Genomic DNA, 20,182 nt, shown 5'->3' on the forward strand with positions numbered 1-20,182 from the left:
TGTTAACGAAACAGGTGGGTCAATTTTACTCGCTCATAACCCACCCAAGTGGGTCAATTTTGCACGCCGATTCACATCTTGAGAAAATAGACGACGATAAGTGGCATCTAAAGTACTTTGAGGACAGCAAAGACGTCCGACCTGCTATCATGCTGCGCGAACTTCTTCAAAATTATCTAGCAATTACAAACACACTTGAAGCACTGCTGCCTGACGAAATTGTGCCTATGATGCAGCAGACGTTGGCCGATTTAGGGCCTCTTGAAGCCAAAGCCCTTCTGGAAGAAGACGTAATCAGTAAGAGCAAACGTGGACTAGAGGTAAAACATTTAGATCACAGTGAGAAGATCTGGCAAGTTCGCCAAGCTTAATACAAGCTATGCGTAATTTTGGATTACGCGGCCCAACCAAGCGGGGCGCTTGAGCTGCTTCACGGTGAAGATGTTGTAGAGGAAACATCCCGTTCCATCCATCAAGATGCACACGCGCCCGGCGCAAGCGGTCCGTCTAGGCGACGGATGTGAACAGGTCACTCTGGTAGGTATTCATGACCACCGGCGCTGTTGGAGGCTCGTGATTTGCTGACGTCGTGCTGACGTAAAACGCAAATTAGCCTGTGGCGCCAAAACACCAGCCTCCAAGCTATTGCTATATTTAAGAATATTTGTCTCCGGGAGGAGAATTTGAACCTACGGCCTTTAGGCTATGAGGCTGAAAGTAGTAGAGAAACACTGCGTTGTGAGTTTGAAAGTCAGACGTGGACAGAAAGCAGAATCTGCCAGACTTTTTCAATCTATGCATCTGGCAAACAATGCTTTTTCCGCTTGCCAATACTCCCGCCGGAGGCATCCAACGCCAGCCACACACAGCCGCGCGCCGTTAAACGATCAGGCGGCGGGCACCTTGCCCTCGAAATCGCGGTGAATGTATTTGCAGTCGCAATACGGGCATTCAACGTATCCCGTTTCAGGGGGGATCGCCAGCCAGACACGCGGATGGCCAAGCGCCCCTTCGCCGCCGTCGCAGGCGATGCGATAGCTGTCAACGATACGTGTTTCGGGGGCTTTCGTCACCATCTGGCGTTTCCTTTTCCCTGCAATTCACTTAGGTCCGAATATGAGCGATCCGCAAGGCAGGGGCAAGGGGACCAATGAGCCAGAACGCCATCGAAATCCGTGGTTTGAAGAAAACCTACGCAGGCAGCCGTGGCGCTGCGCCGAAACCAGCGCTGAACGGGGTTGATCTGGATATTCCGGCGGGGTCTGTATTTGGCCTGCTGGGTCCCAACGGTGCGGGCAAATCGACCTTGATCAACATTCTGGCCGGTCTGGTCGTGAAAACCGCAGGACAGGTCACAATCTGGGGGTTTGATCAGGATGTGAACCCACGCCAAAGCCGTGCCTCGATTGGGGTGATGCCGCAAGAGCTGAACCTTGATCCGTTCTTTGCACCGCGCGCCGCGCTTGAGGTGCAGGCCGGGCTGTATGGCGTCCCCAAATCACAGCGCCGCAGCGATGAGATCCTGCGGTTGGTCGGGCTTGAGGACAAGGCCGAAGCCTATGCACGCACATTGTCGGGCGGGATGCGGCGGCGGCTGTTGCTGGCCAAGGCGCTGGTCCATCAGCCGCATATTCTGGTGCTGGACGAGCCGACGGCGGGTGTCGATATCGAATTGCGCCAGATGTTGTGGGAAAATGTCCGCCAGTTGAACCAACAAGGCATGACGGTGATCCTGACCACGCATTATCTGGAAGAGGCCGAAGAGATGTGCGACGAAATCGCCATCATCAATTCGGGCGAAGTGGTGGCCCGCGACAGCACTGCCAACCTACTGGATCGGCTGGATACCAAAACCATGATCATCCATCCCGACCAAGACGTGACGACCTTGCCCGACGCACCGGGTATCGAGGTCGAGCCGCGCGCGGATGGATCGCTGGCCCTGACATATCATTCCGATGACACACCCGCCGAGGCTGTGCTGGAAGCGGTGCGCGGTGCTGGCATTCGCATCCGCGACGTCAAAACCGAACAGGCGGATTTGCAAGATGTGTTCCTTGAGCTGACGCGGTCGCGCTAAGGCGGCGCGTCAAACGCGGTCTTTTTGCTTGCTGTCGGCCACAGCATCCAGCGCCACCTCGATCCGGTCCAGCCGCGACAGAACATCGTCGCGATAGGTGTCTGTTTTTGCGGCGTCTTCCTGATGGTGCGCGTCCTGCATCGAATTGACGATCAGACCGACCACAAGGTTCACCACCGCGAATGTTGTGACCAGAATGAACGGCACAAAAAAGGCCCATGCAAAGGGGTAGACTTCCATCACCGGACGCACGATCCCCATTGACCACGATTCAAGCGTCATGATCTGGAACAGGGAATAGGCCGATAACGCAAGCGAGCCGAACCACTCGGGGAAGGACGCGCCGAATAGTTTCGTCGCCATGACCGACCCGATGTAAAAGATGATTCCCATCAGCAAAAAGACCGAGCCCATGCCGGGCAGCGCACTCATCAACCCTTCCACCACCCGGCGCAGGGATGGCGTGACCGAAAGCACCCGCAACAAACGCAGGATACGAAGGGCGCGCAGCACACTCAGCCCTTGGGCCGAAGGCACCAGCGAAATACCCACGATCACAAAATCGAAAATATTCCAACCGTTTCGGAAAAATCCAACCATGCCACGGGCATAGATCTTGGCCAAAATCTCGACGACAAAGATCGCAAGGCAAATAACATCGAGTGTCACAATCAACGAGCCAGCCGCGTTCATCACCACATCCGAGGTTTCCATCCCCAAAATGATCGCGTTGAACAAAATGACGCCAAGGATGAAGTTTTGCACCCCACGATGATCAATGGCCGACGCCACCTTTGCACGCATTGTTGATAAATCCATGTTTGCCTGTCCGCTCATGCGGCAAGATATGGGGCGCATTGGCGCAACCTGCAAGCAGAAGCCGAAGCGGACGGGCAAGTGACGCTTTTCAAGCGACCAAAACCGTTTCCCATCGCTTGAGGCACCGACGGGCCGCATGGCCCGTGACAGTTGGGCTGGCCCCCGTCTTGTCGGTCAATTCCGGAAACAGGGCGGCGATTTCGGCACGCTCCGCGATACTCAGCGTGTCTTGGGCCATCTCTCCCAGATACAGGCTTTCGCTTGGGATACCTTCGGCATAAATCACTTCGTGTCGATCAAACGCCAAATGCACATAGGTCACCCGCCGCTGCGGCACCTGTCGGATCGTATCCCCGTTGATCAGATGCACAGCTGCGACCAAAACCTGTGGCTGGCCAAAATACATTTCGGCGCGCCAATCTTCGACCAACATGCGGTGTTGCGGCGACACGACCAGATCACGCCAGTTTCCCAAGGCACCGGCCGCAATCGTGACCGGGGCCATCGGGCCACGACCCGGCACAGTGCGGCGACCAATCCACCGTACCGGCTGCAGGCCATTATCCACAGTGCGGACAAGGTCGCCGGGCCGGATCACGTCGATCGCCAACGGGCCGCTATCCGTCTCGATCAGAGTGCCCGCAGCAAAGCATGGAAACACCGGCGGGTCGGGCGAAAACGTTTCGAACGACAATTGCTGATCGCGGGCCGGTTCCCGGCCAGGCCCATATTGCATCGTGCCCGAGGTCAGGCCATTCACATCAAAGACGATATTCGTCGGGCTGGTGATGATCTGATGATCACCCGACGACGCCCGCCCCTGAAATTGATCGTCCTGAGGGTTCAGACTGGAATAAATCGGCGGTGCGGGTGGGTCGCTTTCGGGCCATGTGTAGATATCCACGAATTGGCCGTTGGAAAACAGGTTGTCACCCGGATTGACCTGACGGATCACAACACGAAACACGTCTGTTGCACTGCCCAAGGTTTGAACCCCGTCAAGCGTCACTTTCATACCGTTGTTATTGCCTGTTGTCGAAACGCTGGAAAAGGTGCCAACCTCATCCCCGGTCACGAATATTTCCACTTCGGCCAAGCCGATACTCCTTGCAACTTATCCCCCCAGGATTTGCTGCAAAGTGGCGCTATGGTGAATTTGCCCGAGATTTCGGTTTTAGGCAACCACGCCAATCAATTGGCGACAAAACTGTTGCCTGTGTAACCCTGTAGAAACAAAAGTGCCGTCAGATCACCGTGATTGATGCGGATATCACATTGTTCGGCCACCGACGGCTTGGCATGCAGCGCCACACCAGAGCCGGCGCGCCCCAACATGCCCAAATCATTGGCACCATCGCCAACCGCGATAACATCCGCCTCGGCAATGCCAAGCCTCGCAGTGATTTCTTCCAGCGCCTGCACCTTTGCCGCGCGGCCAAGGATCGGGCGCGCAACATCGCCGGTCAGCATCCCCTCCTCGATCAACAATGTATTGGCGCGGTTTTCGTCAAACCCCAGATCATCGGCCACCTTCGCCGTAAACGCGGTAAAGCCGCCCGAAACCAGCACACAGTGCGCGCCGTTGGCCTTCATGGTGGCAAGCAATGTTTTGCCGCCGGGCATGTAGGTGATGCGGGTCGCCAGCACCTTGTCGATCACCGAGGCATCCAAGCCTTTCAGCAGTGCAACCCGCTCGATCAAGGCTCCTTCGAAATCCAATTCGCCGTTCATGGCGCGCGCCGTGATGTCTTTGACGTGATCCCCGACGCCCGCAACGTCGGCCAGTTCATCAATGCATTCCTGTTCGATCATGGTGCTGTCCATATCGGCCAGCAACATTTTCTTGCGCCGTCCATCGGCCCGCTGAATCACCAGATCAACCTTTTGCCGTTGCAATTCGGACCAGACATCCCAACGATTTGTCGGGATCGTTTGCAGCGGGAATTCGGCAGCTTCATCGGGCGACAGCCAGAGCGCCTCACCCCCACCCCAAGCGTTGCGCAACGACTCAACAAGCACCGGTTCAAGTGCGCCAGGACGCGCGATCAAGGTGGCAATGAACATGAGGGAGTTTCCGATCGTAGACAAAGGGGTCGCGTTTATTCACTCAAGCGGCGCTATAGCGACATTTCTGCGCTTGCGAAAGTCCCGGCATGGCAGTAACTCCATTCGCGGGACACCCCTCCCCAACGAGGGGCGCTTATCTGGAAGGATAGCAAAAATGGCTATACAACAACCGGCAACTCGGCCGGCCAATCCGCGTTTTTCCTCTGGCCCATGCGCCAAACCCCCCGCTTTTTCCTTGGATAAACTAAGCGACGCGCCTTTGGGCCGTAGCCACCGCGCCGCCGTTGGCAAGGCCAAGCTGCAAGCCGCCATCGAAGGCACGCGCGAGGTTCTGGGCATTCCCGCCGATTATAAGATCGGCATCGTGCCCGCCTCGGACACGGGCGCGGTTGAAATGGCGATGTGGACCATGCTGGGCGAACGCAAGGTCGAGATGCTGGCATGGGAAAGCTTTGGGGCCGGATGGGTCACCGACGCTGTGAAACAGCTAAAGCTGGATGCCGAGGTCAAGGAAGCCGCCTATGGCGAAATCGTCGATCTGGCCAGCGTCGACACCGATAATGATGTAGTCTTCACTTGGAACGGCACCACCAGCGGCGCACGCGTGCCCAATGGCGACTGGATCAAATCCGACCGCGCAGGCCTGACCATTTGTGACGCCACCAGCGCCGCCTTCGCGCAGCGCCTGCCGTGGGACAAGCTGGATGTCACCACCTTTAGCTGGCAAAAAGTTCTGGGTGGCGAGGCCGCGCATGGCATGATCATTCTCAGCCCGCGCGCGGTTGAACGGCTGGAAAGCTACACGCCGCCCTGGCCCCTGCCCAAGATTTTCCGCCTGACCAAAGGGGGCAAGCTGATCGACGGCATTTTTGAGGGTGCCACGATCAACACCCCGTCGATGCTGGCGGTCGAGGATTACCTGCTGGCGCTGGATTGGGCGCGGGATGTGGGTGGGCTTGACGGCCTGCGCGCGCGCGCAAATGCCAATCTGGCCGCAGTGCAAAGCTTTGTCGTGGAAAATGACTGGATCGCTTTCTTGGTCGATCAGCCGGAATACCGCTCGAACACAAGCGTTTGCCTGAAATTCACCGATGAGCGGATTGCCGATGGGGCCGCTTTTGCCAAGGCTGTGGTCAAACGGCTGGACGCAGAGGGCGTGGCCTATGATATCGGCGCCTATCGCGATGCCCCTGCCGGGCTGCGCATCTGGTGTGGCGGCACGGTCGAGGCGGCCGATGTCGCGGCGCTGATGCCCTGGATCAAATGGGCGTTTGATACGGAAATCGAAGCGCAGGCTGCCGCTGCCTGAACGGTGCGCCCAAAGGGCACACCCTACCGGACAGAACTATAGGGTGCGCGGTCTTCGCGCACCGACTTCCCCAAGAAATTCTCATAAGGACCAGAAACATGGCTCCCAAAGTACTCGTCTCCGACAAGCTCTCGGAAACCGCCGTTCAGATTTTCCGCGATCGCGGGATCGACGTGGATTTCATGCCCGAACTGGGCAAAGACAAGGAAAAACTGGCCGAGGTGATCGGCCAGTATGACGGCCTTGCCATCCGGTCGGCCACCAAGGTGACACCGACCATTCTTGAGGCGGCAACCAACCTCAAGGTCGTGGGTCGCGCTGGCATCGGCACTGATAACGTCGATAAAGAGGCCGCGTCGAAAAAGGGTGTGATCGTGATGAACACCCCCTTCGGCAACATGATCACCACCGCCGAACACGCCATCGCCATGATGTTTGCCGTCGCCCGCCAAATCCCCGAGGCGTCGACCTCGACCCATGCAGGCAAATGGGAAAAGTCCAAATTCATGGGCACCGAACTGACCGGCAAAACCCTTGGCGTCATCGGTGCGGGCAATATTGGCGGCATCGTCTGTGACCGCGCCCGTGGCCTGAAAATGAAGGTCGTGGCCTATGACCCGTTCCTGGGTCAGGAAAAGGCCGACAAGATGGGCGTTGAAAAGGTCGAACTGGATGAACTGCTGGCGCGTGCCGATTTCATCACGCTGCATGTGCCGTTGACCGATCAGACACGCAATATCCTGTCGCGCGAGAACCTTGAGAAAACCAAGAAGGGCGTGCGCATCATCAACTGCGCCCGTGGTGGTCTGGTGGACGAGACGGCGCTGGCCGATCTGCTGAAATCCGGGCATGTGGCCGGGGCTGGCTTTGATGTCTTTGCCGAGGAGCCCGCCACCGACAACCCCTTGTTTGGCCTGCCCAACGTGGTCTGCACCCCGCACCTTGGGGCCGCCACCACCGAGGCACAGGAAAACGTCGCCCTTCAGGTGGCCGAACAGATGGCAGATTACCTGCTGACCGGGGCCGTGACCAACGCCCTGAACATGCCTTCCGTCACCGCAGAAGAGGCCAAGGTCATGGGGCCGTGGATCAATCTGTCGGATCACCTTGGCAGCTTCATCGGCCAGATGACGGACGAGCCGATCAAGGCGATCAATATCCTGTATGATGGTGTCGTGTCCGAGATGAACCTTGAGGCGCTCACCTGCGCCGCCGTGGCCGGTATCATGAAATCGGTCAACCCCGAGGTGAACATGGTCTCGGCCCCCGTGGTGGCCAAAGAACGCGGCGTCAAGATCAGCACCACCAAGCAGGACAAATCCGGCGCGTTCGAAGGGTATATCAAGTTGACGGTCGTCACCGACAAGCGCGAGCGTTCCATCGGGGGCACGGTGTTCAGCGACGGCAAGCCGCGCTTTATCCAGATCAAGGGCATCAACATCGACGCCGAAATCGGCGCACATATGCTGTATACCACCAACAATGACGAGCCGGGCATCATCGGCACCTTGGGCCAGATGATGGGCGAGAATGGCGTGAACATCGCCAACTTTACCCTTGGCCGCTCGGCCGCTGGCGGCGAGGCGATTGCCCTGCTTTATGTTGATGCGCCCGTGGATGGCGAGGTCATCAAAAAGCTGGAAAGCACCGGCAAGTTCCAGCAGGTGCGCCCGCTGAACTTCGACGTGTCGTGAACCGATAAATCGGCAGGGCCTTTAAGCCTCGTCGCATTTGCGAATGACCGGTCCGGGAACAGGTGTTACCGGGCCGTTTCCTTTTGCAGGTGGCCTTGACCTGCGCCATTGTCTTTCCATGACCCGCCCAATCTATGCCATTCCCGATATCCATGGTCAGGATGCCATGCTGGATCACGCCCTTGCCCTGATCAAGGCCGATGGCGGGGCCAAGGCGCGGGTCGTGTTCTTGGGGGATCTGGTGGATCGCGGCCCCGATAGCCGCGGTGTGATTGAACGGTTACTCAATGGCCTTGAACAGGGGCGTGACTGGATCGTGCTAAAGGGCAATCACGATGATTATGTGTCACGCTTTCTGGATCACGGCGACGCCTACGGCAGCAAAGGTCATCCCGATTTGCCATGGTTTGCCGAACGGCTTGGCGGCGGCGCGACCTTGGCCAGCTATGGCGTGGAAACCAAAGGCCGTGATCTGGCCGACATTCTGAAAGACGCACGCGCCGCCATACCGCAGGCGCACCGCGATTTTCTGGCCCGTCGACCGCTCTATCATCAAGACAACGCGCTTTTGTTCGTGCATGCGGGCATCCGTCCCGGCGTGCCCTTGGCCGATCAGACCGCCCAAGACATGATGTGGATTCGTGAGCCGTTTCTTAGCCACCCAAATCCGCACCCTTGGCTGGTGGTGCATGGCCACACCGCGCTTGATGCGCCGCGTCATTATGGCAATCGCGTCAACCTTGATGGCGGCGCGGGCTGGGGTCGGCCTCTGCGCCCTGCGGTGTTCGAAGGTCAGGACTGTTGGCTGCTGACTGAAACCGGGCGGGTGGCCCTCGGCCCGCACTCCCCAACTGGCACCGTCTGACGGAACGTTCGGTTTGCCTTTGGCAAAGAAGTGCCGCTAGGGTTCACCCAACAGCTTTAGCAAAGGATGCATCCCATGACCGATATCGTCATTCTGGACGGCGCGCGCACCGCCATTGGCACGTTTGGCGGGGCCTTGACCGCAACGCCACCCACCCAACTGGGCGCACATGTAGCCCGCGCCGCGATGGAGCGGTCCGGCGTGGAGCCTGCACAGATCGGGCATGTCGTGTTTGGCACGGTGATCAACACCGAACCCAAGGATATGTATCTAAGCCGTGTCGCGGCGATCGAGGCGGGGATTCCCGAAACGACACCGGCCATGAACGTCAACCGTTTGTGCGGATCAGGCGCGCAGGCGGTGGTCTCGGCGGTGCAATCGCTGATGTTGGGGGATGCCGATTTCGCACTGGCGGGCGGGGCCGAAAGCATGAGCCGATCCCCCTTTATCGTGCCCGATCAACGGTGGGGCGCCAAGATGGGCGATGTCCGCGTTCTGGATATGATGCTGGGCACGCTCAATTGTCCGTTCGGCACCGGGCATATGGGGGTGACGGCTGAAAATGTCGCTGCGGAACACACGATCAGCCGCGACGCGCAGGATGCCTTTGCCTTGGAAAGCCAACGCCGCGCAACAGCGGCCATCGAGGCGGGGTATTTCCGGGATCAAATCGCGCCGATCGAGGTGAAGGTCAAACGCGATATGGTGGCCTTCGACACCGACGAACACCCCAAACCAACCACCGCCGAGGCTTTGGCCGGGCTGCGCCCCGCCTTTCAGAAAGATGGCAGCGTGACGGCGGGCAATGCCAGCGGCCTCAATGACGGGGCCGCCGCCATGGTGCTGGCCCGTGCCGATGCGGCAAAGGCCGCCGGGCTGACGCCCAAGGCGCGGGTCTTGGGGTATGCGCATGCCGGTGTCCGCCCCGAGGTGATGGGCATCGGCCCGGTCCCCGCAGTGGAAAACCTACTGCAAAAAACCGGCCTGTCGGTGGCGGATTTCGACGTTGTGGAATCGAACGAGGCCTTTGCCGCACAGGCACTTGCCGTCAACAAGGCCCTTGGGCTGGACCCATCCAAGGTAAATCCCAATGGCGGGGCCATCGCCCTTGGCCATCCGGTGGGGGCAACCGGCGCGATCATAACAATCAAAGCGTTGTATGAATTGCAGCACACAGGGGGCAAACGCGCCTTGATTACCATGTGCATTGGCGGCGGACAGGGTATTGCACTGGCGATCGAAGCGATCTGAGCAAAAACCCGTCCGGATGATGTGCCGCGTTTAAGGAGTTGTTCACCACAATATCGCATTGTGGTGACATTCCCAAAACAGCGCTGTCGGAGGACGGGGCATGAGCCTTGCCAACAAGCTGGCCGAGGAGCGGCGCGCACGGTTGGCCGCTGAGCGGCTGCTGGAACAAAAACAGGCCGAATTGCAGGCCGCAAACCGCAAGCTGGGAAAGCATGCGGCGCAATTGTCGGATCAGATCGTTGAAACGCGGGCCGAGGTGGAAAATGTCCGCGATGAAAACCGGCGTGTGAAATCCGATCTGACGGTCGCGAACCAAAAGGTCGAGATTGCCGAAAGGCGGTTGTGGCACTCGATTGAAACCATTCAGGACGGGTTTGCCTTTTTCGATTCTGATAGCCGCATGATCGCGGCAAACCATGCGTGGCTGTCTGTGTTTGAAGGGTTGGACGCGGTTCAACCCGGCATCAGCTACATCGAAATTCTGCAGTTCCTGACAGAAGAGGGGATCGTCGATATCGGGCAGGATTGCCCGGCGGCGTGGCGTGAACGTATGCTGGACCGCTGGCAAAGCCCCGATCCCCAGCCCGAGGTGATCCGCCTTTGGAACCGGGAATATATCAAATTGATCGACCAACGCGGGCATGGTGGCGATGTGGTGAACTTGGCGCTGAACATCACCGATACCATCCGCTACGAAAAGAACCTGCAAGAGGCACGCCGCAAGGCCGAGGCCGCCAGCCGTGCCAAATCATCCTTTTTGGCAAATATGAGCCATGAAATCCGCACCCCGATGAACGGCGTGGTCGGCATGGCGGAATTGCTGATCTACACGGACCTGACCGAAGAACAAAGGCTTTATGCCGACACGATCCGCAACTCGGGCGAGGCGTTGCTGGTCATCATCAATGACGTTCTGGATTACTCGAAAATCGAGGCGGAAAAACTGGTCTTGCACAACGAACCGTTTGACCTTGAACATACGCTGCATGAATTGGTGATGCTGATGCAAGCCAATGCCCGCGACAAAGGGCTTGAACTGCTGGTCGATTACGACATGTTCCTGCCCACGCGGTTTATCGGTGATCCCGGACGTATCCGGCAGGTGATGACCAATTTGATGGGCAACGCGCTCAAATTCACCCAAGCCGGGCATGTTCTGGTGCGGGTGGTCGGCCTGCCGGAAAGCAATGACCAGATATCAAAGCTGCACATCACGGTCGAAGACACCGGCATCGGCATACCGACCGACAAGGTCGACTATGTTTTTGGTGAATTCAACCAAGTCGATGACGAGCAGAACCGCAAGTTCGAAGGCACCGGGCTTGGCCTTGCGATCACCCAAAAACTGATCGGCATGATGGGTGGTGACATCTGGGTCACCTCGAAAGAAAACAAAGGCTCCTGTTTTGGATTTTCGCTTGCTTTGCCTGTTGAACGGCCTCTCAACCCTGATCTGTTTCGGTTACCTGCAGGGCTGTCGCGGGTGATGATTGTCGATGGGCATGTGCTGAACCGGGACATTCTGGACAAGCAGCTTCGTTTGCTGGGCATTGAAACCGTGCTTTGCGCCAATGCGGCCGAGGCGTTGGCACAGCTGACAGGCGACATAGATCTGGTGCTGAGTGACCATCACATGGCGGATATGGACGGCCTTGAACTGGCCGAGGCAATGCGCGAGGCGGGGCATCAGATGCCGGTGATCCTGCTCACCCCCAATAGCGGCCATGCCAATCAAGATCCCGCGCGCTGTCATGTGCAGGCCGTGGTGCAAAAGCCCGCATCGCGTTCGGATTTGTTTGCCGCGCTGCAATCCATTTCCGGGCTACTTGACGCCCCGACACAGCAAGACAACAGCATCCTCACCCCGCCCCAACGGGCCATGCGCATTTTGGCCGCCGAGGATAACAGAACCAACCGTTTGGTTTTTTCCAAAATGGTCAAAAGCTTGGATATAGAGTTGGAATTTGCCAACGATGGCGCACAAGCGGTTGAGATGTTTCAGGCCTTCGCGCCTGATATCGTGTTCATGGATATTTCGATGCCCGGAATGGACGGCAAGGAAGCCACAGGAAAAATTCGCGCGATTGAGGCCGAACGCGGCACACATGTGCCGATTGTCGCCATGACAGCCCATGCGATGGATGGCGATGAGGCGGGGATTTTGCAGGCGGGTCTAGATCATTACTTGACCAAACCGCTGCGCAAAGCCGCCATTCTGGAACAGATCATCGCGGCGCGGCCTGACGGCACACGCGACCCGCTAGGCGGGGATCAATCCTCGGGCGGGCGCACGAACACGGGTTTGTCAGCTTCGGACATGTCGGGCACGTAGCGATAACCGCCAGCGTCAAATTCGGTCAAAGCCTCGGGGTCGGTCAAACGGCGTTGGATGATGTAGCGCGCCATCGCGCCGCGCGCGCGCTTGGCGTAAAAGCTGACGATCTTTGGACCGCCCGGTTTTTCCTCCATGAAGACAGGCGTGATCACCCGCAAATTCAACGCGTTTAAATCTACGGCCCCGAAATACTCTTGGCTGGCACAATTGATCAGAATGTCGGTGTTCACGGCCTTGGCATGGTCATTCAAAGCCTTGGCAATGGTATCATCCCAATAATCATACAGCGTTTTACCCTTTTCAGTTTTCAGCCGGCTGCCCATTTCCAGACGGTAGGGTTGGATCGCGTCCAGCGGGCGCAGCACACCATAAAGCCCCGACAAGATACGAAAATGATCCTGCGCCCAAGCCATTTCATCCGCGTCCAGCGATGCCGCCTCAAGCCCTTGATAGGTGTCGCCCGCAAAGGCCAGCGCGGCGGGTTTCTCCGCCATCTCGCCGAAATCGTTGAACCGGTCCCGGTTCAGTTTGGCAAGGTTCTCGCTTATTTTCATAAGCTTTTGCAGATCGTCAACGGACAGCCCCTGCGCCACCTTGGCCAGTTCATCCGCCTGCGCCTGAAAGGCCGGGCGCGTAGCTGTGACGCCTTCGACCGGGTCCATGTTCATTTTCTTCGCGGGTGAGACGACGACCAGCATGTTTCAATTCCCTTGTGATATGTTGCGCAAGACTTAGTCTGCAGCGCGCAGAACGTCCAGAAAAGCAGGCCCGAACCGTTCGGCCCGGCGTTCGCCAAGGATACGGCTCAACTCCGTCAGATCACGCGGGCGCAGGGATGCAACCTTGGCCAACGCCGAGGACGGACAACTCAGCGGCTTGTCAATGCCACCTTCACCACGCGCAAGATCGGCCTGCACCTCAAGCAGACGATCATACAGCGACCCCGCCGCACGGCCAGCCAGCTTGCGGCGGGTGGGGTGCATCGCCGCAGCCTCGCCATTGATCACCGACAGGAACGCATCGCCATACCGTTCCAGCTTCTTCGCGCCCACACCGCTGACACGCGACATTTCATCTGCGCAGGTTGGGCGTTTTTCGGCCATTTCGATCAGGGTTCGATCATTGAACACAACATAGGCCGGCACCTTGGCCGCCTCGGCCAGTGCCCGGCGCTTGGCCTTGAGGGCCGACAGCAGCGGCGCGTCTTCGTCTGAAACCAGTGCCTTGGCGGCAGGGCGGCGCGTTTTTGACACCAGCGTATCGCGGCGCAAGGTAATGGGCTGTTCATCGCGCAGAATGGGCCGCGCGGCTTCGGTCATGCGCAAAGCGCCGTGCCGTTCTGGATCGGGGCGCACCAGATCATGGCCCATCATCTGCCGAAACACGCCTTGCCACGTGCGCCGCTCCAGATCACGGCCAACCCCGAATGTGGGCAGGGTATCATGCCCCCTTTCGCGCACTTTGTCGGTCGCATTGCCTGTCAGAATGTCGATTAAATGGCCCGCACCAAACCGTTCTTCGGTGCGCAAGATGGCCGACAGCGCCTTGCGCACCGGTTGCGTGCCATCGAAGGTTTCCGGCGGCGTATCGCACAGGTCGCAATGACCGCAGGGTGTGGCCTGCTCTCCGAAATAGCCCAACAGGGTCGTGCGGCGGCATTCCAGTGCTTCGGCCAACCCCAAAAGCGCGTTCAGCCGCCCGTGATCCGCCATGCGGCGTTCGGGCGGGGCCAACCCTTCGTCAATCTGCGAGCGGCGCAAGCGAATGTCATCGGGGCCAAACAAAGTTAATGTTTCGGCAGGTGCCCCGTCACGGCCCGCACGGCCGATTTCCTGATAATATGCTTCGATCGACTTGGGCAAATCGGCATGCGCCACCCAACGGATATCGGGCTTGTCCACACCCATGCCAAAGGCCACGGTGGCCACCACGATCAACCCATCCTCGGAGTTGAAACGCGCCTCAACAGCGCGGCGATCCTCGGCCTCCATCCCGCCATGGTAATGACAGGCATTATGCCCGCTGTCGCACAAGGCCTTTGCCAAGCCTTCGGTTTTCGCGCGTGAGCCGCAATACACAATACCGGACTGACCTTTGCGCGCGGCGGCAAAGTCCATGATCTGACGGCGCGGGCTTTCCTTGGGCGTAAAAGCAAGGTGGATATTCGGGCGGTCAAAGCCATGTAGAAACGTCTGCGGGGTTTGGCCATCGAACAGCTTTTCGATGATTTCCGCCTGCGTCTCGGCATCGGCCGTCGCTGTGAACGCGGCCAGCGGCACATCCAACGCGCGGCGCAATTCACCGATGCGCAGGTAATCGGGGCGAAAATCATGGCCCCATTGACTGACGCAATGCGCCTCGTCCACGGCAATCAAAGACACACCGATGCGGCGCAGCATTCCCATGGCCGAGCCTGCGGCCAAACGCTCGGGCGCGATATAAAGAAGCTTTAGGCGCCCACCCTCAAGCGCGTCCCAGACCGCGGCGGTTTCTTCTTCGGTATTGCCCGAGGTCAGCGCCCCCGCCTCGACCCCGGCTTCGCGCAGGGCACGCACCTGATCCCGCATCAAGGCGATCAACGGCGAAATCACCACGGTCACGCCGTCGCGCAGCAAGGCAGGCAACTGAAAACACAGGGATTTACCGCCACCCGTCGGCATGATGGCCAGCACGTTTTCGCCACGCGCAACTGCGGTTACGATGTCTTCCTGCCCGGGGCGGAAGGCATCGAATCCGAACACATCGCGCAAAAGCGTGGCAGCGCCTGGCATGAGGGACCTGTGATTTGTTTATCTGCTCTTGGTCCGAGTCTTTCACAGGCCGCTGAGCGGGGCAAGACCCCGGCAGTGCGACTTAGTAGAAGACCGCCGCGTTATTCACCAACACGATGCGCAGCGCATAAACCGCGACCAGTGTAATCAACGGCGCAAGATCAATCCCCGACATCGGCGGTAGGATGCGACGAATGGGCTGATAAATGGGCTCAAGGATGCGATTCAGCATATGCCAGACCTGCGCTACGAATTGCTGGTGCAGGTTGAGAACCTGAAAATTGATCAGCCAGCTCATGATGACGTGGGCAATGATAAAAAACCACACCACATCAAGCAAAAGCATCAGGATCTGAAACAAGGATTGCATCGGCCTTCGTCCTTTCACCGGGAAACAGCCCAAGACCTAAGCGCGCAGCGCGCAAAGCGCAAGTCTGACGCGGGGTTGCGGTTGACGTCGCCGCACGCGGGCATGAAAACCCCGCCAAAGGAGATAGCCCATGTATCCCGTTCTGCGCCTGATCTGGCAGATGTTCAAGCACCGCAAAGACCCTCAGTTGCCGCTGACCGGCACCCATGTATCGCGCCATATGTGCATGCCGTGGGACATTGATTTATGGATGGAATTGAACAATGGCCGCACCCTGACCCTGTTTGATTTGGGGCGCATTCCACTGGCGCAACGCGTGGGTTTGATCACGGCGCTCAAGCACAACAAATGGGGATTGGTGGTGGCCGGGGCATCCGTGCGCTACCGCCGCCGCATCAAGGCGTTTGAAGTGATTGAAATGCGCTCGCGTGCGGTGTGGTGGGATGACAAGTTCATTTATATCGAGCAATCGATGTGGAAAGACTCGGGCGAATGCGCCAACCACATCCTGTTGCGCACGGCTGTGACGGGCAAAACCGGGATGGTCCCGCCTGATCAGGTGATGACCGCTGTGGGGCAAAATATTGCCAGACCCGACGCGCCCGACTGGGTGCAGGCATGGATCAGCGCCGACGCCACCCGGCCATGGCCACCAATGCAGGAATAGCTTGCCACACAGGCTGCGGCCCTGTCATATCAGCCACAAACCGGGGGGTATGCATGACAGGCATTTCGCAGCGCAAACGCATCTGGGGGTGGCTTTTCTTTGATTGGGCCAGTCAGCCCTATCACACGCTGCTGGTCACCTTCATTTTCGGGCCGTTCTTTGCCTCGATCGCGGCCGAGTATTTCATGGGCACCGGCCTGACCGAGGACGTGGCCGATGCCCGCGCGCAAAGCCTTTGGTCGCTTTGCCTGACCATCACAGGGCTGGTGATCGGGCTTGGCGCGCCTTTGATGGGGGCCTTGGCAGATACCAGCGGACGGCGCCTGCCTTGGATCGTGGGATTTTCGGCGCTTTACGTTCTCGGCGCTGCGGGCCTGTGGTGGACACAGCCCGACGGCTCGAACATGTGGTGGGCGCTTGTATCCTTCGGGATCGGATTTATCGGGGCTGAATACGCGCTGATTTTTATCAATTCGCAACTGCCCTCGCTTGGATCAGACGATAAGGTGGGCGCGCTATCGGGGTCGGGGTTTGCCTTTGGCTATGCGGGCGGCGTTCTATCCTTGATGATCATGCTGCTTTTGTTTGTCGAACAACCATCCGGCAAAACGTTGATCGGTTTGGACCCGGCCTTTGGCCTTGATCCCACCGACAAAGAGGGCACACGCTTTGTTGGGCCTTTTGTGGCCCTTTGGTTTGCCGTGTTCATGGTGCCCTATTTTATGTGGGTGCGCGATGTTGGCCCGCCCGCGCAGGCCAAAGGCGTCGGCGATGCCATGCGCTTGCTTGTGACCTCTGTCAAAGGGCTGCGCAGGCGGCTCAGCCTGTCGGCCTATCTTGGGTCTTCCATGATGTATCGCGACGCGTTGAACGGGCTGTATGGGTTCGGCGGCACCTATGCCGTATTGGTGCTGAATTGGGAGCTGGTGTCGATCGGGGTATTCGGGATCATCGGCGCGATCTCGGCCGCGCTGTTCAGCTGGATCGGTGGGCAGGCCGATAAACGCTTTGGCCCAAAACCCGTCATTCTCGTGGCCATTTGGGCGCTGATTGCCGTTTGCGTGACCGTTGTTGGCATGGACCGGCAGCAATTGTTCGGCTTTGCCCTTGCCGACGGATCGCGCCTGCCTGATGTAATCTTTTTCGGCTGCGGCGTTTTGATTGGCGGGTTCGGCGGCACCTTGCAAGCGGCCAGCCGGTCGCTGATGGTGCGCCACACCGATCCACATGCCCCGACCGAAAGCTTTGGGCTTTATGGCCTGTCCGGGCGCGCAACAGCCTTTATCGCCCCGGCTTTGATCGGCACCGTAACCGCGTTCAGCGGCAGTGCGCGGATAGGCGTATCGCCTGTGATTATTCTTTTCCTGATCGGCCTTGTCCTGCTACGCTGGGTCAAAGCAGAGGGGGACAAGGAAACATGGGCCGCTACCTCACACTGATCGCACTTGGCCTGACACTGGCCGGATGCAACACCGCCGCGCCGCCATCTGACACCGGGCAGACCCAGCAGGTTGTTTCAACGCAGAATATCCCGGCCTCAATGGCGGGGGTCCATGCCAAGCAGTTGTTCGGCACAGCAGGCGGCGGATCGCGTCAAGGGTCCGAGCCGTTTGGCGGATACGCCAAGGGATGCCTTGCCGGGGGCGTGCAACTGGCCGAAAGCGGGCCAACATGGCAGGCCATGCGCCTCAGCCGCAACCGCAATTGGGGCCATCCGGAAACGATTGATTTCATTCAAGACCTGTCACGCAAAGCCGCACGGCAAACGGGCTGGAGCGGCCTGTATGTGGGCGATATCAGCCAGCCGCGCGGGGGGCCAATGCTGACCGGGCACCGCAGCCACCAGATCGGGATGGATATCGACATCTGGATGCGCCCGACGGATCGTCTGACTCTCAGCCGGGCCGAGCGTGAAAGCCTTTCATCAATCTCGATGCGCCGGTCAAAGGGCGCGTTCACAAACGATAAATGGACGCGCGCGCATCATGAGATCCTCAAAGCTGCGGCACAAGACCCCCGCACGGCGCGCATTTTCGTCTTTCCGGGGGCCAAGGTGCAAATGTGCAAGGATGAAACCGGCGATCGGGCTTGGCTGCGCAAGATCAGGCCGTGGTACGGGCATCACTATCATTTCCACGTCAGGCTGAAGTGCCCCGATAATGCACGGGGCTGCGTGAACCAGACACCGCCGCCGCCGGGCGATGGTTGCGCCGATGCGCAAGACTGGGTGAACAACATCCTCAATCCGCCGCCACCCGATCCGGACGCGCCCAAACCCAAGCCAAGGCGCGAGTTGACCATGCATGACCTGCCGCGGCAATGCGTGTCTGTCTTGCAGGCGGACTAACCATATGCAGACAAAAAAATCGCGCTGGCCACTGCATTTTGTTTTGACAACTAGAAAATATGTGGCAGGCTAGGGATGAATTTAACAAGCGAAAGGAGGTGGTCCAGTGTCTATAAAGGGATTGGAGAGAGGTGCCGGAACAGTTTGGGGAGATCTCGCCTAAAGCAGCCTTTGGGCGTAGAAACACCCAGATTGGTGCGGCCTAACCGGCCCACCTCCGCAAACCTTTAGGGGCCGTTCCGGGATTGGAGCGGCCCTTTTAGATGTGTACGAGTTGGACACGAGTGTCGTACGAAAAGCCGGAGAGCGGGCATGAAAATCACCAACCAGATCGAGATCGAAGATTGGGAACTGACCGAGCAGTTCATCCGCGCGTCCGGCCCCGGCGGGCAAAACGTGAACAAGGTATCCACGGCGGTCAAACTGCGGTTCGAGGCCGAACGCTCGCCCAACCTGCCACAGGCCGTCAGACGCCGGCTGCAACGGATCGCAGGCCGCCGCTGGACCAAGGACGGCGCACTGGTGATTCAGGTGGAGGAAACCCGCAGCCAAGCCCGCAACCGCGAGATCGCGCGGCAGCGTCTGGCCGACCTGATCCGCAAAGCCACCGAAAAACCCAAACGCCGCATCCCGACACGCCCTACTCTGGGATCGAAGAAAAGGCGGTTGAAGGCCAAGAAAGTGCGCGGGGATGTAAAGGCTTTGCGGGGGCGTGTGGATGGGGAGGAGTGAGGCCGATTGGCGCGATGCCCCATGGTCCGCAGTCATGGCCCCCACCCTGTGGGGGTGGGGTGGGGGCCGCGCGGCAAAGCCGCGCCAGACAGAGGCCCCGGCGGATTGAAGCGACTACCAAGAATTGGTATATTGTGCGCAAAGGAGACACCCGATGCCCCGCAACACCTCGGTCGTGCTGAGCGATCACTTTAACGAATTCATAACAAAAGCCGTAGAAAGTGGCCGCTATAACTCGGCCAGTGACGTGGTGCGCGCGGGATTGCGGATGTTGGAAGCGGAAGAAGAAAAACTGCAACGCCTGAGAGAGGCGATTGACGAAGGCGAGGCCAGCGGCCCGCCGGAACCTTTCGATTTTGACGACTTCCTGAACAGGATGCACAGCAAGCACCTTTCATGAAAGCGCTGGAGCTTTCCCCAAAGGCGCGGGCCGATCTGGAAGATATCTGGCTTTACAGTCTGTCCCAGTGGGGATTGGCGCAGGCGGATGCCTATCTTGCGGCGCTGCGGCGGATCATCGAAGGCCTCTAAGACGGGCGCACCCCATCACGCAACGCCGACAACGTGCGCCACAGCTATCGCATGGCACTGGCCAAGCGGCATGTGATTGTTTTTCGTGAAAGCTTGGAAAAGATCGAGGTGATCCGGGTGCTGCATCAGCGAATGGATGCGGGGCGGTGGGTTTGAAGGGGTAGAAATGAAACATACTTACGATATGAAAATACAAAAAATCATAAGACTTTTTAATGAAAGAGTTGCGGGAACAAAGCAATCAGTCGCGCATTCATATATCGCCTGCCTAGAGCGTGTCGCCCCTGATCAGATTCAGGATTCCCATGATGCTTGCTTTGTGATTCCATGCTTTTGAGGCATAT

General features: G+C 58.6%; 22 protein-coding genes and 1 pseudogene. 16 read left to right on the forward strand and 7 right to left on the reverse strand.

Going from position 1 to position 20,182, the window contains the following annotated elements; genetic code table 11:
• Positions 1–371, forward strand: a pseudogene (locus tag HAT86_RS15165) (hypothetical protein); the annotation flags it as partial.
• A 516-nt stretch (positions 372–887) separates the two neighbouring features.
• Here HAT86_RS15165 and HAT86_RS15170 read toward each other — a convergent pair.
• The gene (locus HAT86_RS15170; RefSeq protein ID WP_167199756.1) at positions 888–1,076 is read right to left on the reverse strand and encodes a zinc-finger domain-containing protein; all 189 of its coding nucleotides are present in this window, start codon (positions 1,074–1,076) and stop codon (positions 888–890) included.
• A gap of 74 nt (positions 1,077–1,150) precedes the next feature.
• Here HAT86_RS15170 and HAT86_RS15175 point away from each other — a divergent pair, with 74 nt between their 5' ends.
• A complete protein-coding gene (locus HAT86_RS15175; protein ID WP_167199758.1) occupies positions 1,151–2,080 on the forward strand; it encodes an ABC transporter ATP-binding protein in 930 nt (309 codons plus the stop codon).
• Positions 2,081–2,089: 9 nt separating this feature from the next.
• Here the strand turns inward: HAT86_RS15175 and HAT86_RS15180 are convergent, their stop codons facing one another.
• On the reverse strand, positions 2,090–2,884 hold the full coding sequence (locus HAT86_RS15180) for an ion transporter (RefSeq protein ID WP_167199811.1): 795 nt from the start codon (positions 2,882–2,884) through the stop codon (positions 2,090–2,092).
• Between HAT86_RS15180 and HAT86_RS17035 the strand changes: the two genes are divergently transcribed.
• Complete coding sequence (locus tag HAT86_RS17035) at positions 2,859–2,981, forward strand: hypothetical protein (protein WP_269204326.1); 123 nt, start codon at positions 2,859–2,861, stop codon at positions 2,979–2,981. The two genes, HAT86_RS15180 and HAT86_RS17035, sit on opposite strands and share 26 nt — an antisense overlap.
• A 6-nt stretch (positions 2,982–2,987) precedes the next feature.
• On the opposite strand, the gene HAT86_RS15185 is transcribed toward HAT86_RS17035, so the two are convergent.
• Both HAT86_RS15185 and serB read right to left on the reverse strand, forming a co-directional pair.
• On the reverse strand, positions 2,988–3,986 hold the full coding sequence (locus HAT86_RS15185; RefSeq protein ID WP_331272566.1) for a Hint domain-containing protein: 999 nt from the start codon (positions 3,984–3,986) through the stop codon (positions 2,988–2,990).
• 104 nt (positions 3,987–4,090) lie between these two features.
• On the reverse strand, positions 4,091–4,963 hold the full coding sequence (serB, locus tag HAT86_RS15190; protein WP_167199762.1) for a phosphoserine phosphatase SerB: 873 nt from the start codon (positions 4,961–4,963) through the stop codon (positions 4,091–4,093).
• A 157-nt stretch (positions 4,964–5,120) separates the two neighbouring features.
• Between serB and HAT86_RS15195 the strand changes: the two genes are divergently transcribed.
• The 5 genes from HAT86_RS15195 (at position 5,121) to HAT86_RS15215 (ending at position 12,417) form a co-directional block, all read left to right on the forward strand.
• On the forward strand, positions 5,121–6,275 hold the full coding sequence (locus tag HAT86_RS15195) for a phosphoserine transaminase (RefSeq protein ID WP_167199764.1): 1,155 nt from the start codon (positions 5,121–5,123) through the stop codon (positions 6,273–6,275).
• A gap of 98 nt (positions 6,276–6,373) precedes the next feature.
• A complete protein-coding gene (gene serA / locus HAT86_RS15200) occupies positions 6,374–7,969 on the forward strand; it encodes a phosphoglycerate dehydrogenase (protein ID WP_167199767.1) in 1,596 nt (531 codons plus the stop codon).
• A gap of 118 nt (positions 7,970–8,087) precedes the next feature.
• Positions 8,088–8,834: a metallophosphoesterase gene (locus HAT86_RS15205; RefSeq protein WP_167199770.1), complete on the forward strand. Its 747-nt coding sequence runs from the start codon at positions 8,088–8,090 to the stop codon at positions 8,832–8,834.
• A 75-nt stretch (positions 8,835–8,909) separates the two neighbouring features.
• On the forward strand, positions 8,910–10,085 hold the full coding sequence (locus HAT86_RS15210; protein ID WP_167199773.1) for an acetyl-CoA C-acyltransferase family protein: 1,176 nt from the start codon (positions 8,910–8,912) through the stop codon (positions 10,083–10,085).
• Between the two features lie 100 nt (positions 10,086–10,185).
• On the forward strand, positions 10,186–12,417 hold the full coding sequence (locus HAT86_RS15215) for a response regulator (protein WP_167199776.1): 2,232 nt from the start codon (positions 10,186–10,188) through the stop codon (positions 12,415–12,417).
• Here HAT86_RS15215 and yaaA read toward each other — a convergent pair.
• The 3 genes from yaaA to HAT86_RS15230 all read right to left on the reverse strand — a co-directional run bounded on the left by yaaA (position 12,357) and on the right by HAT86_RS15230 (position 15,561).
• Positions 12,357–13,118 (reverse strand): peroxide stress protein YaaA, encoded by a 762-nt coding sequence (yaaA, locus tag HAT86_RS15220; protein ID WP_167199779.1) that lies wholly within the window; start codon positions 13,116–13,118, stop codon positions 12,357–12,359. The genes HAT86_RS15215 and yaaA overlap by 61 nt on opposite strands.
• A 33-nt stretch (positions 13,119–13,151) precedes the next feature.
• Entirely contained in the window at positions 13,152–15,191 is a 2,040-nt protein-coding gene (recQ, locus tag HAT86_RS15225; RefSeq protein ID WP_167199782.1) for a DNA helicase RecQ, read from the reverse strand.
• 82 nt (positions 15,192–15,273) lie between these two features.
• Complete coding sequence (locus HAT86_RS15230) at positions 15,274–15,561, reverse strand: YggT family protein (protein WP_167199786.1); 288 nt, start codon at positions 15,559–15,561, stop codon at positions 15,274–15,276.
• Between the two features lie 130 nt (positions 15,562–15,691).
• Between HAT86_RS15230 and HAT86_RS15235 the strand changes: the two genes are divergently transcribed.
• The 8 genes from HAT86_RS15235 to HAT86_RS15265 all read left to right on the forward strand — a co-directional run bounded on the left by HAT86_RS15235 (position 15,692) and on the right by HAT86_RS15265 (position 20,175).
• A complete protein-coding gene (locus tag HAT86_RS15235) occupies positions 15,692–16,228 on the forward strand; it encodes an acyl-CoA thioesterase (RefSeq protein ID WP_167199789.1) in 537 nt (178 codons plus the stop codon).
• A gap of 53 nt (positions 16,229–16,281) precedes the next feature.
• Entirely contained in the window at positions 16,282–17,667 is a 1,386-nt protein-coding gene (locus HAT86_RS15240) for an MFS transporter (RefSeq protein ID WP_167199793.1), read from the forward strand.
• Entirely contained in the window at positions 17,646–18,575 is a 930-nt protein-coding gene (mepA, locus tag HAT86_RS15245) for a penicillin-insensitive murein endopeptidase (RefSeq protein ID WP_167199796.1), read from the forward strand. Before HAT86_RS15240 ends, mepA begins: the two co-directional genes overlap by 22 nt.
• Before the next feature lie 312 nt (positions 18,576–18,887).
• Positions 18,888–19,307 (forward strand): alternative ribosome rescue aminoacyl-tRNA hydrolase ArfB, encoded by a 420-nt coding sequence (arfB, locus tag HAT86_RS15250; protein WP_167199799.1) that lies wholly within the window; start codon positions 18,888–18,890, stop codon positions 19,305–19,307.
• A gap of 154 nt (positions 19,308–19,461) precedes the next feature.
• Positions 19,462–19,707, forward strand: a complete 246-nt coding sequence (locus HAT86_RS15255) for a type II toxin-antitoxin system ParD family antitoxin (RefSeq protein ID WP_167199802.1) — start codon at positions 19,462–19,464, stop codon at positions 19,705–19,707.
• Positions 19,704–19,838 carry a type II toxin-antitoxin system RelE/ParE family toxin gene (locus HAT86_RS15260; RefSeq protein WP_167199805.1) on the forward strand — a complete coding sequence of 45 codons (135 nt, stop codon included), beginning with the start codon at positions 19,704–19,706 and terminating at the stop codon, positions 19,836–19,838. Before HAT86_RS15255 ends, HAT86_RS15260 begins: the two co-directional genes overlap by 4 nt.
• A 33-nt stretch (positions 19,839–19,871) precedes the next feature.
• Entirely contained in the window at positions 19,872–19,994 is a 123-nt protein-coding gene (locus HAT86_RS17040; protein ID WP_269204325.1) for a hypothetical protein, read from the forward strand.
• A 10-nt stretch (positions 19,995–20,004) separates the two neighbouring features.
• A complete protein-coding gene (locus HAT86_RS15265; protein ID WP_167199808.1) occupies positions 20,005–20,175 on the forward strand; it encodes a hypothetical protein in 171 nt (56 codons plus the stop codon).
• The last annotated feature ends 7 nt before the right edge of the window (positions 20,176–20,182 follow it).

Source organism: Roseovarius gahaiensis (assembly GCF_011601345.1).
In the GTDB taxonomy this organism is placed as follows: domain Bacteria; phylum Pseudomonadota; class Alphaproteobacteria; order Rhodobacterales; family Rhodobacteraceae; genus Roseovarius; species Roseovarius gahaiensis.

Bases quoted from the DNA above. Each gene is read 5' to 3' on its own strand.
- arfB (WP_167199799.1), top strand. From the start codon at position 18,888: ATGAAAATCACCAACCAGATCGAGATCGAAGATTGGGAACTGACCGAG.
- serB (WP_167199762.1), bottom strand. From the start codon at position 4,963: ATGTTCATTGCCACCTTGATCGCGCGTCCTGGCGCACTTGAACCGGTG.
- HAT86_RS15170 (WP_167199756.1), bottom strand. From the start codon at position 1,076: ATGGTGACGAAAGCCCCCGAAACACGTATCGTTGACAGCTATCGCATC.
- yaaA (WP_167199779.1), bottom strand. From the start codon at position 13,118: ATGCTGGTCGTCGTCTCACCCGCGAAGAAAATGAACATGGACCCGGTC.
- HAT86_RS15255 (WP_167199802.1), top strand. From the start codon at position 19,462: ATGCCCCGCAACACCTCGGTCGTGCTGAGCGATCACTTTAACGAATTC.
- HAT86_RS15240 (WP_167199793.1), top strand. From the start codon at position 16,282: ATGACAGGCATTTCGCAGCGCAAACGCATCTGGGGGTGGCTTTTCTTT.
- HAT86_RS17035 (WP_269204326.1), top strand. From the start codon at position 2,859: ATGGCCGACGCCACCTTTGCACGCATTGTTGATAAATCCATGTTTGCC.
- HAT86_RS15175 (WP_167199758.1), top strand. From the start codon at position 1,151: ATGAGCCAGAACGCCATCGAAATCCGTGGTTTGAAGAAAACCTACGCA.
- HAT86_RS15205 (WP_167199770.1), top strand. From the start codon at position 8,088: ATGACCCGCCCAATCTATGCCATTCCCGATATCCATGGTCAGGATGCC.
- HAT86_RS15215 (WP_167199776.1), top strand. From the start codon at position 10,186: ATGAGCCTTGCCAACAAGCTGGCCGAGGAGCGGCGCGCACGGTTGGCC.
- mepA (WP_167199796.1), top strand. From the start codon at position 17,646: ATGGGCCGCTACCTCACACTGATCGCACTTGGCCTGACACTGGCCGGA.
- serA (WP_167199767.1), top strand. From the start codon at position 6,374: ATGGCTCCCAAAGTACTCGTCTCCGACAAGCTCTCGGAAACCGCCGTT.
- HAT86_RS15210 (WP_167199773.1), top strand. From the start codon at position 8,910: ATGACCGATATCGTCATTCTGGACGGCGCGCGCACCGCCATTGGCACG.
- HAT86_RS15235 (WP_167199789.1), top strand. From the start codon at position 15,692: ATGTATCCCGTTCTGCGCCTGATCTGGCAGATGTTCAAGCACCGCAAA.
- HAT86_RS15180 (WP_167199811.1), bottom strand. From the start codon at position 2,884: ATGCGTGCAAAGGTGGCGTCGGCCATTGATCATCGTGGGGTGCAAAAC.
- HAT86_RS15195 (WP_167199764.1), top strand. From the start codon at position 5,121: ATGGCTATACAACAACCGGCAACTCGGCCGGCCAATCCGCGTTTTTCC.
- HAT86_RS15260 (WP_167199805.1), top strand. From the start codon at position 19,704: ATGAAAGCGCTGGAGCTTTCCCCAAAGGCGCGGGCCGATCTGGAAGAT.
- HAT86_RS15265 (WP_167199808.1), top strand. From the start codon at position 20,005: ATGAAACATACTTACGATATGAAAATACAAAAAATCATAAGACTTTTT.
- recQ (WP_167199782.1), bottom strand. From the start codon at position 15,191: ATGCCAGGCGCTGCCACGCTTTTGCGCGATGTGTTCGGATTCGATGCC.
- HAT86_RS15230 (WP_167199786.1), bottom strand. From the start codon at position 15,561: ATGCAATCCTTGTTTCAGATCCTGATGCTTTTGCTTGATGTGGTGTGG.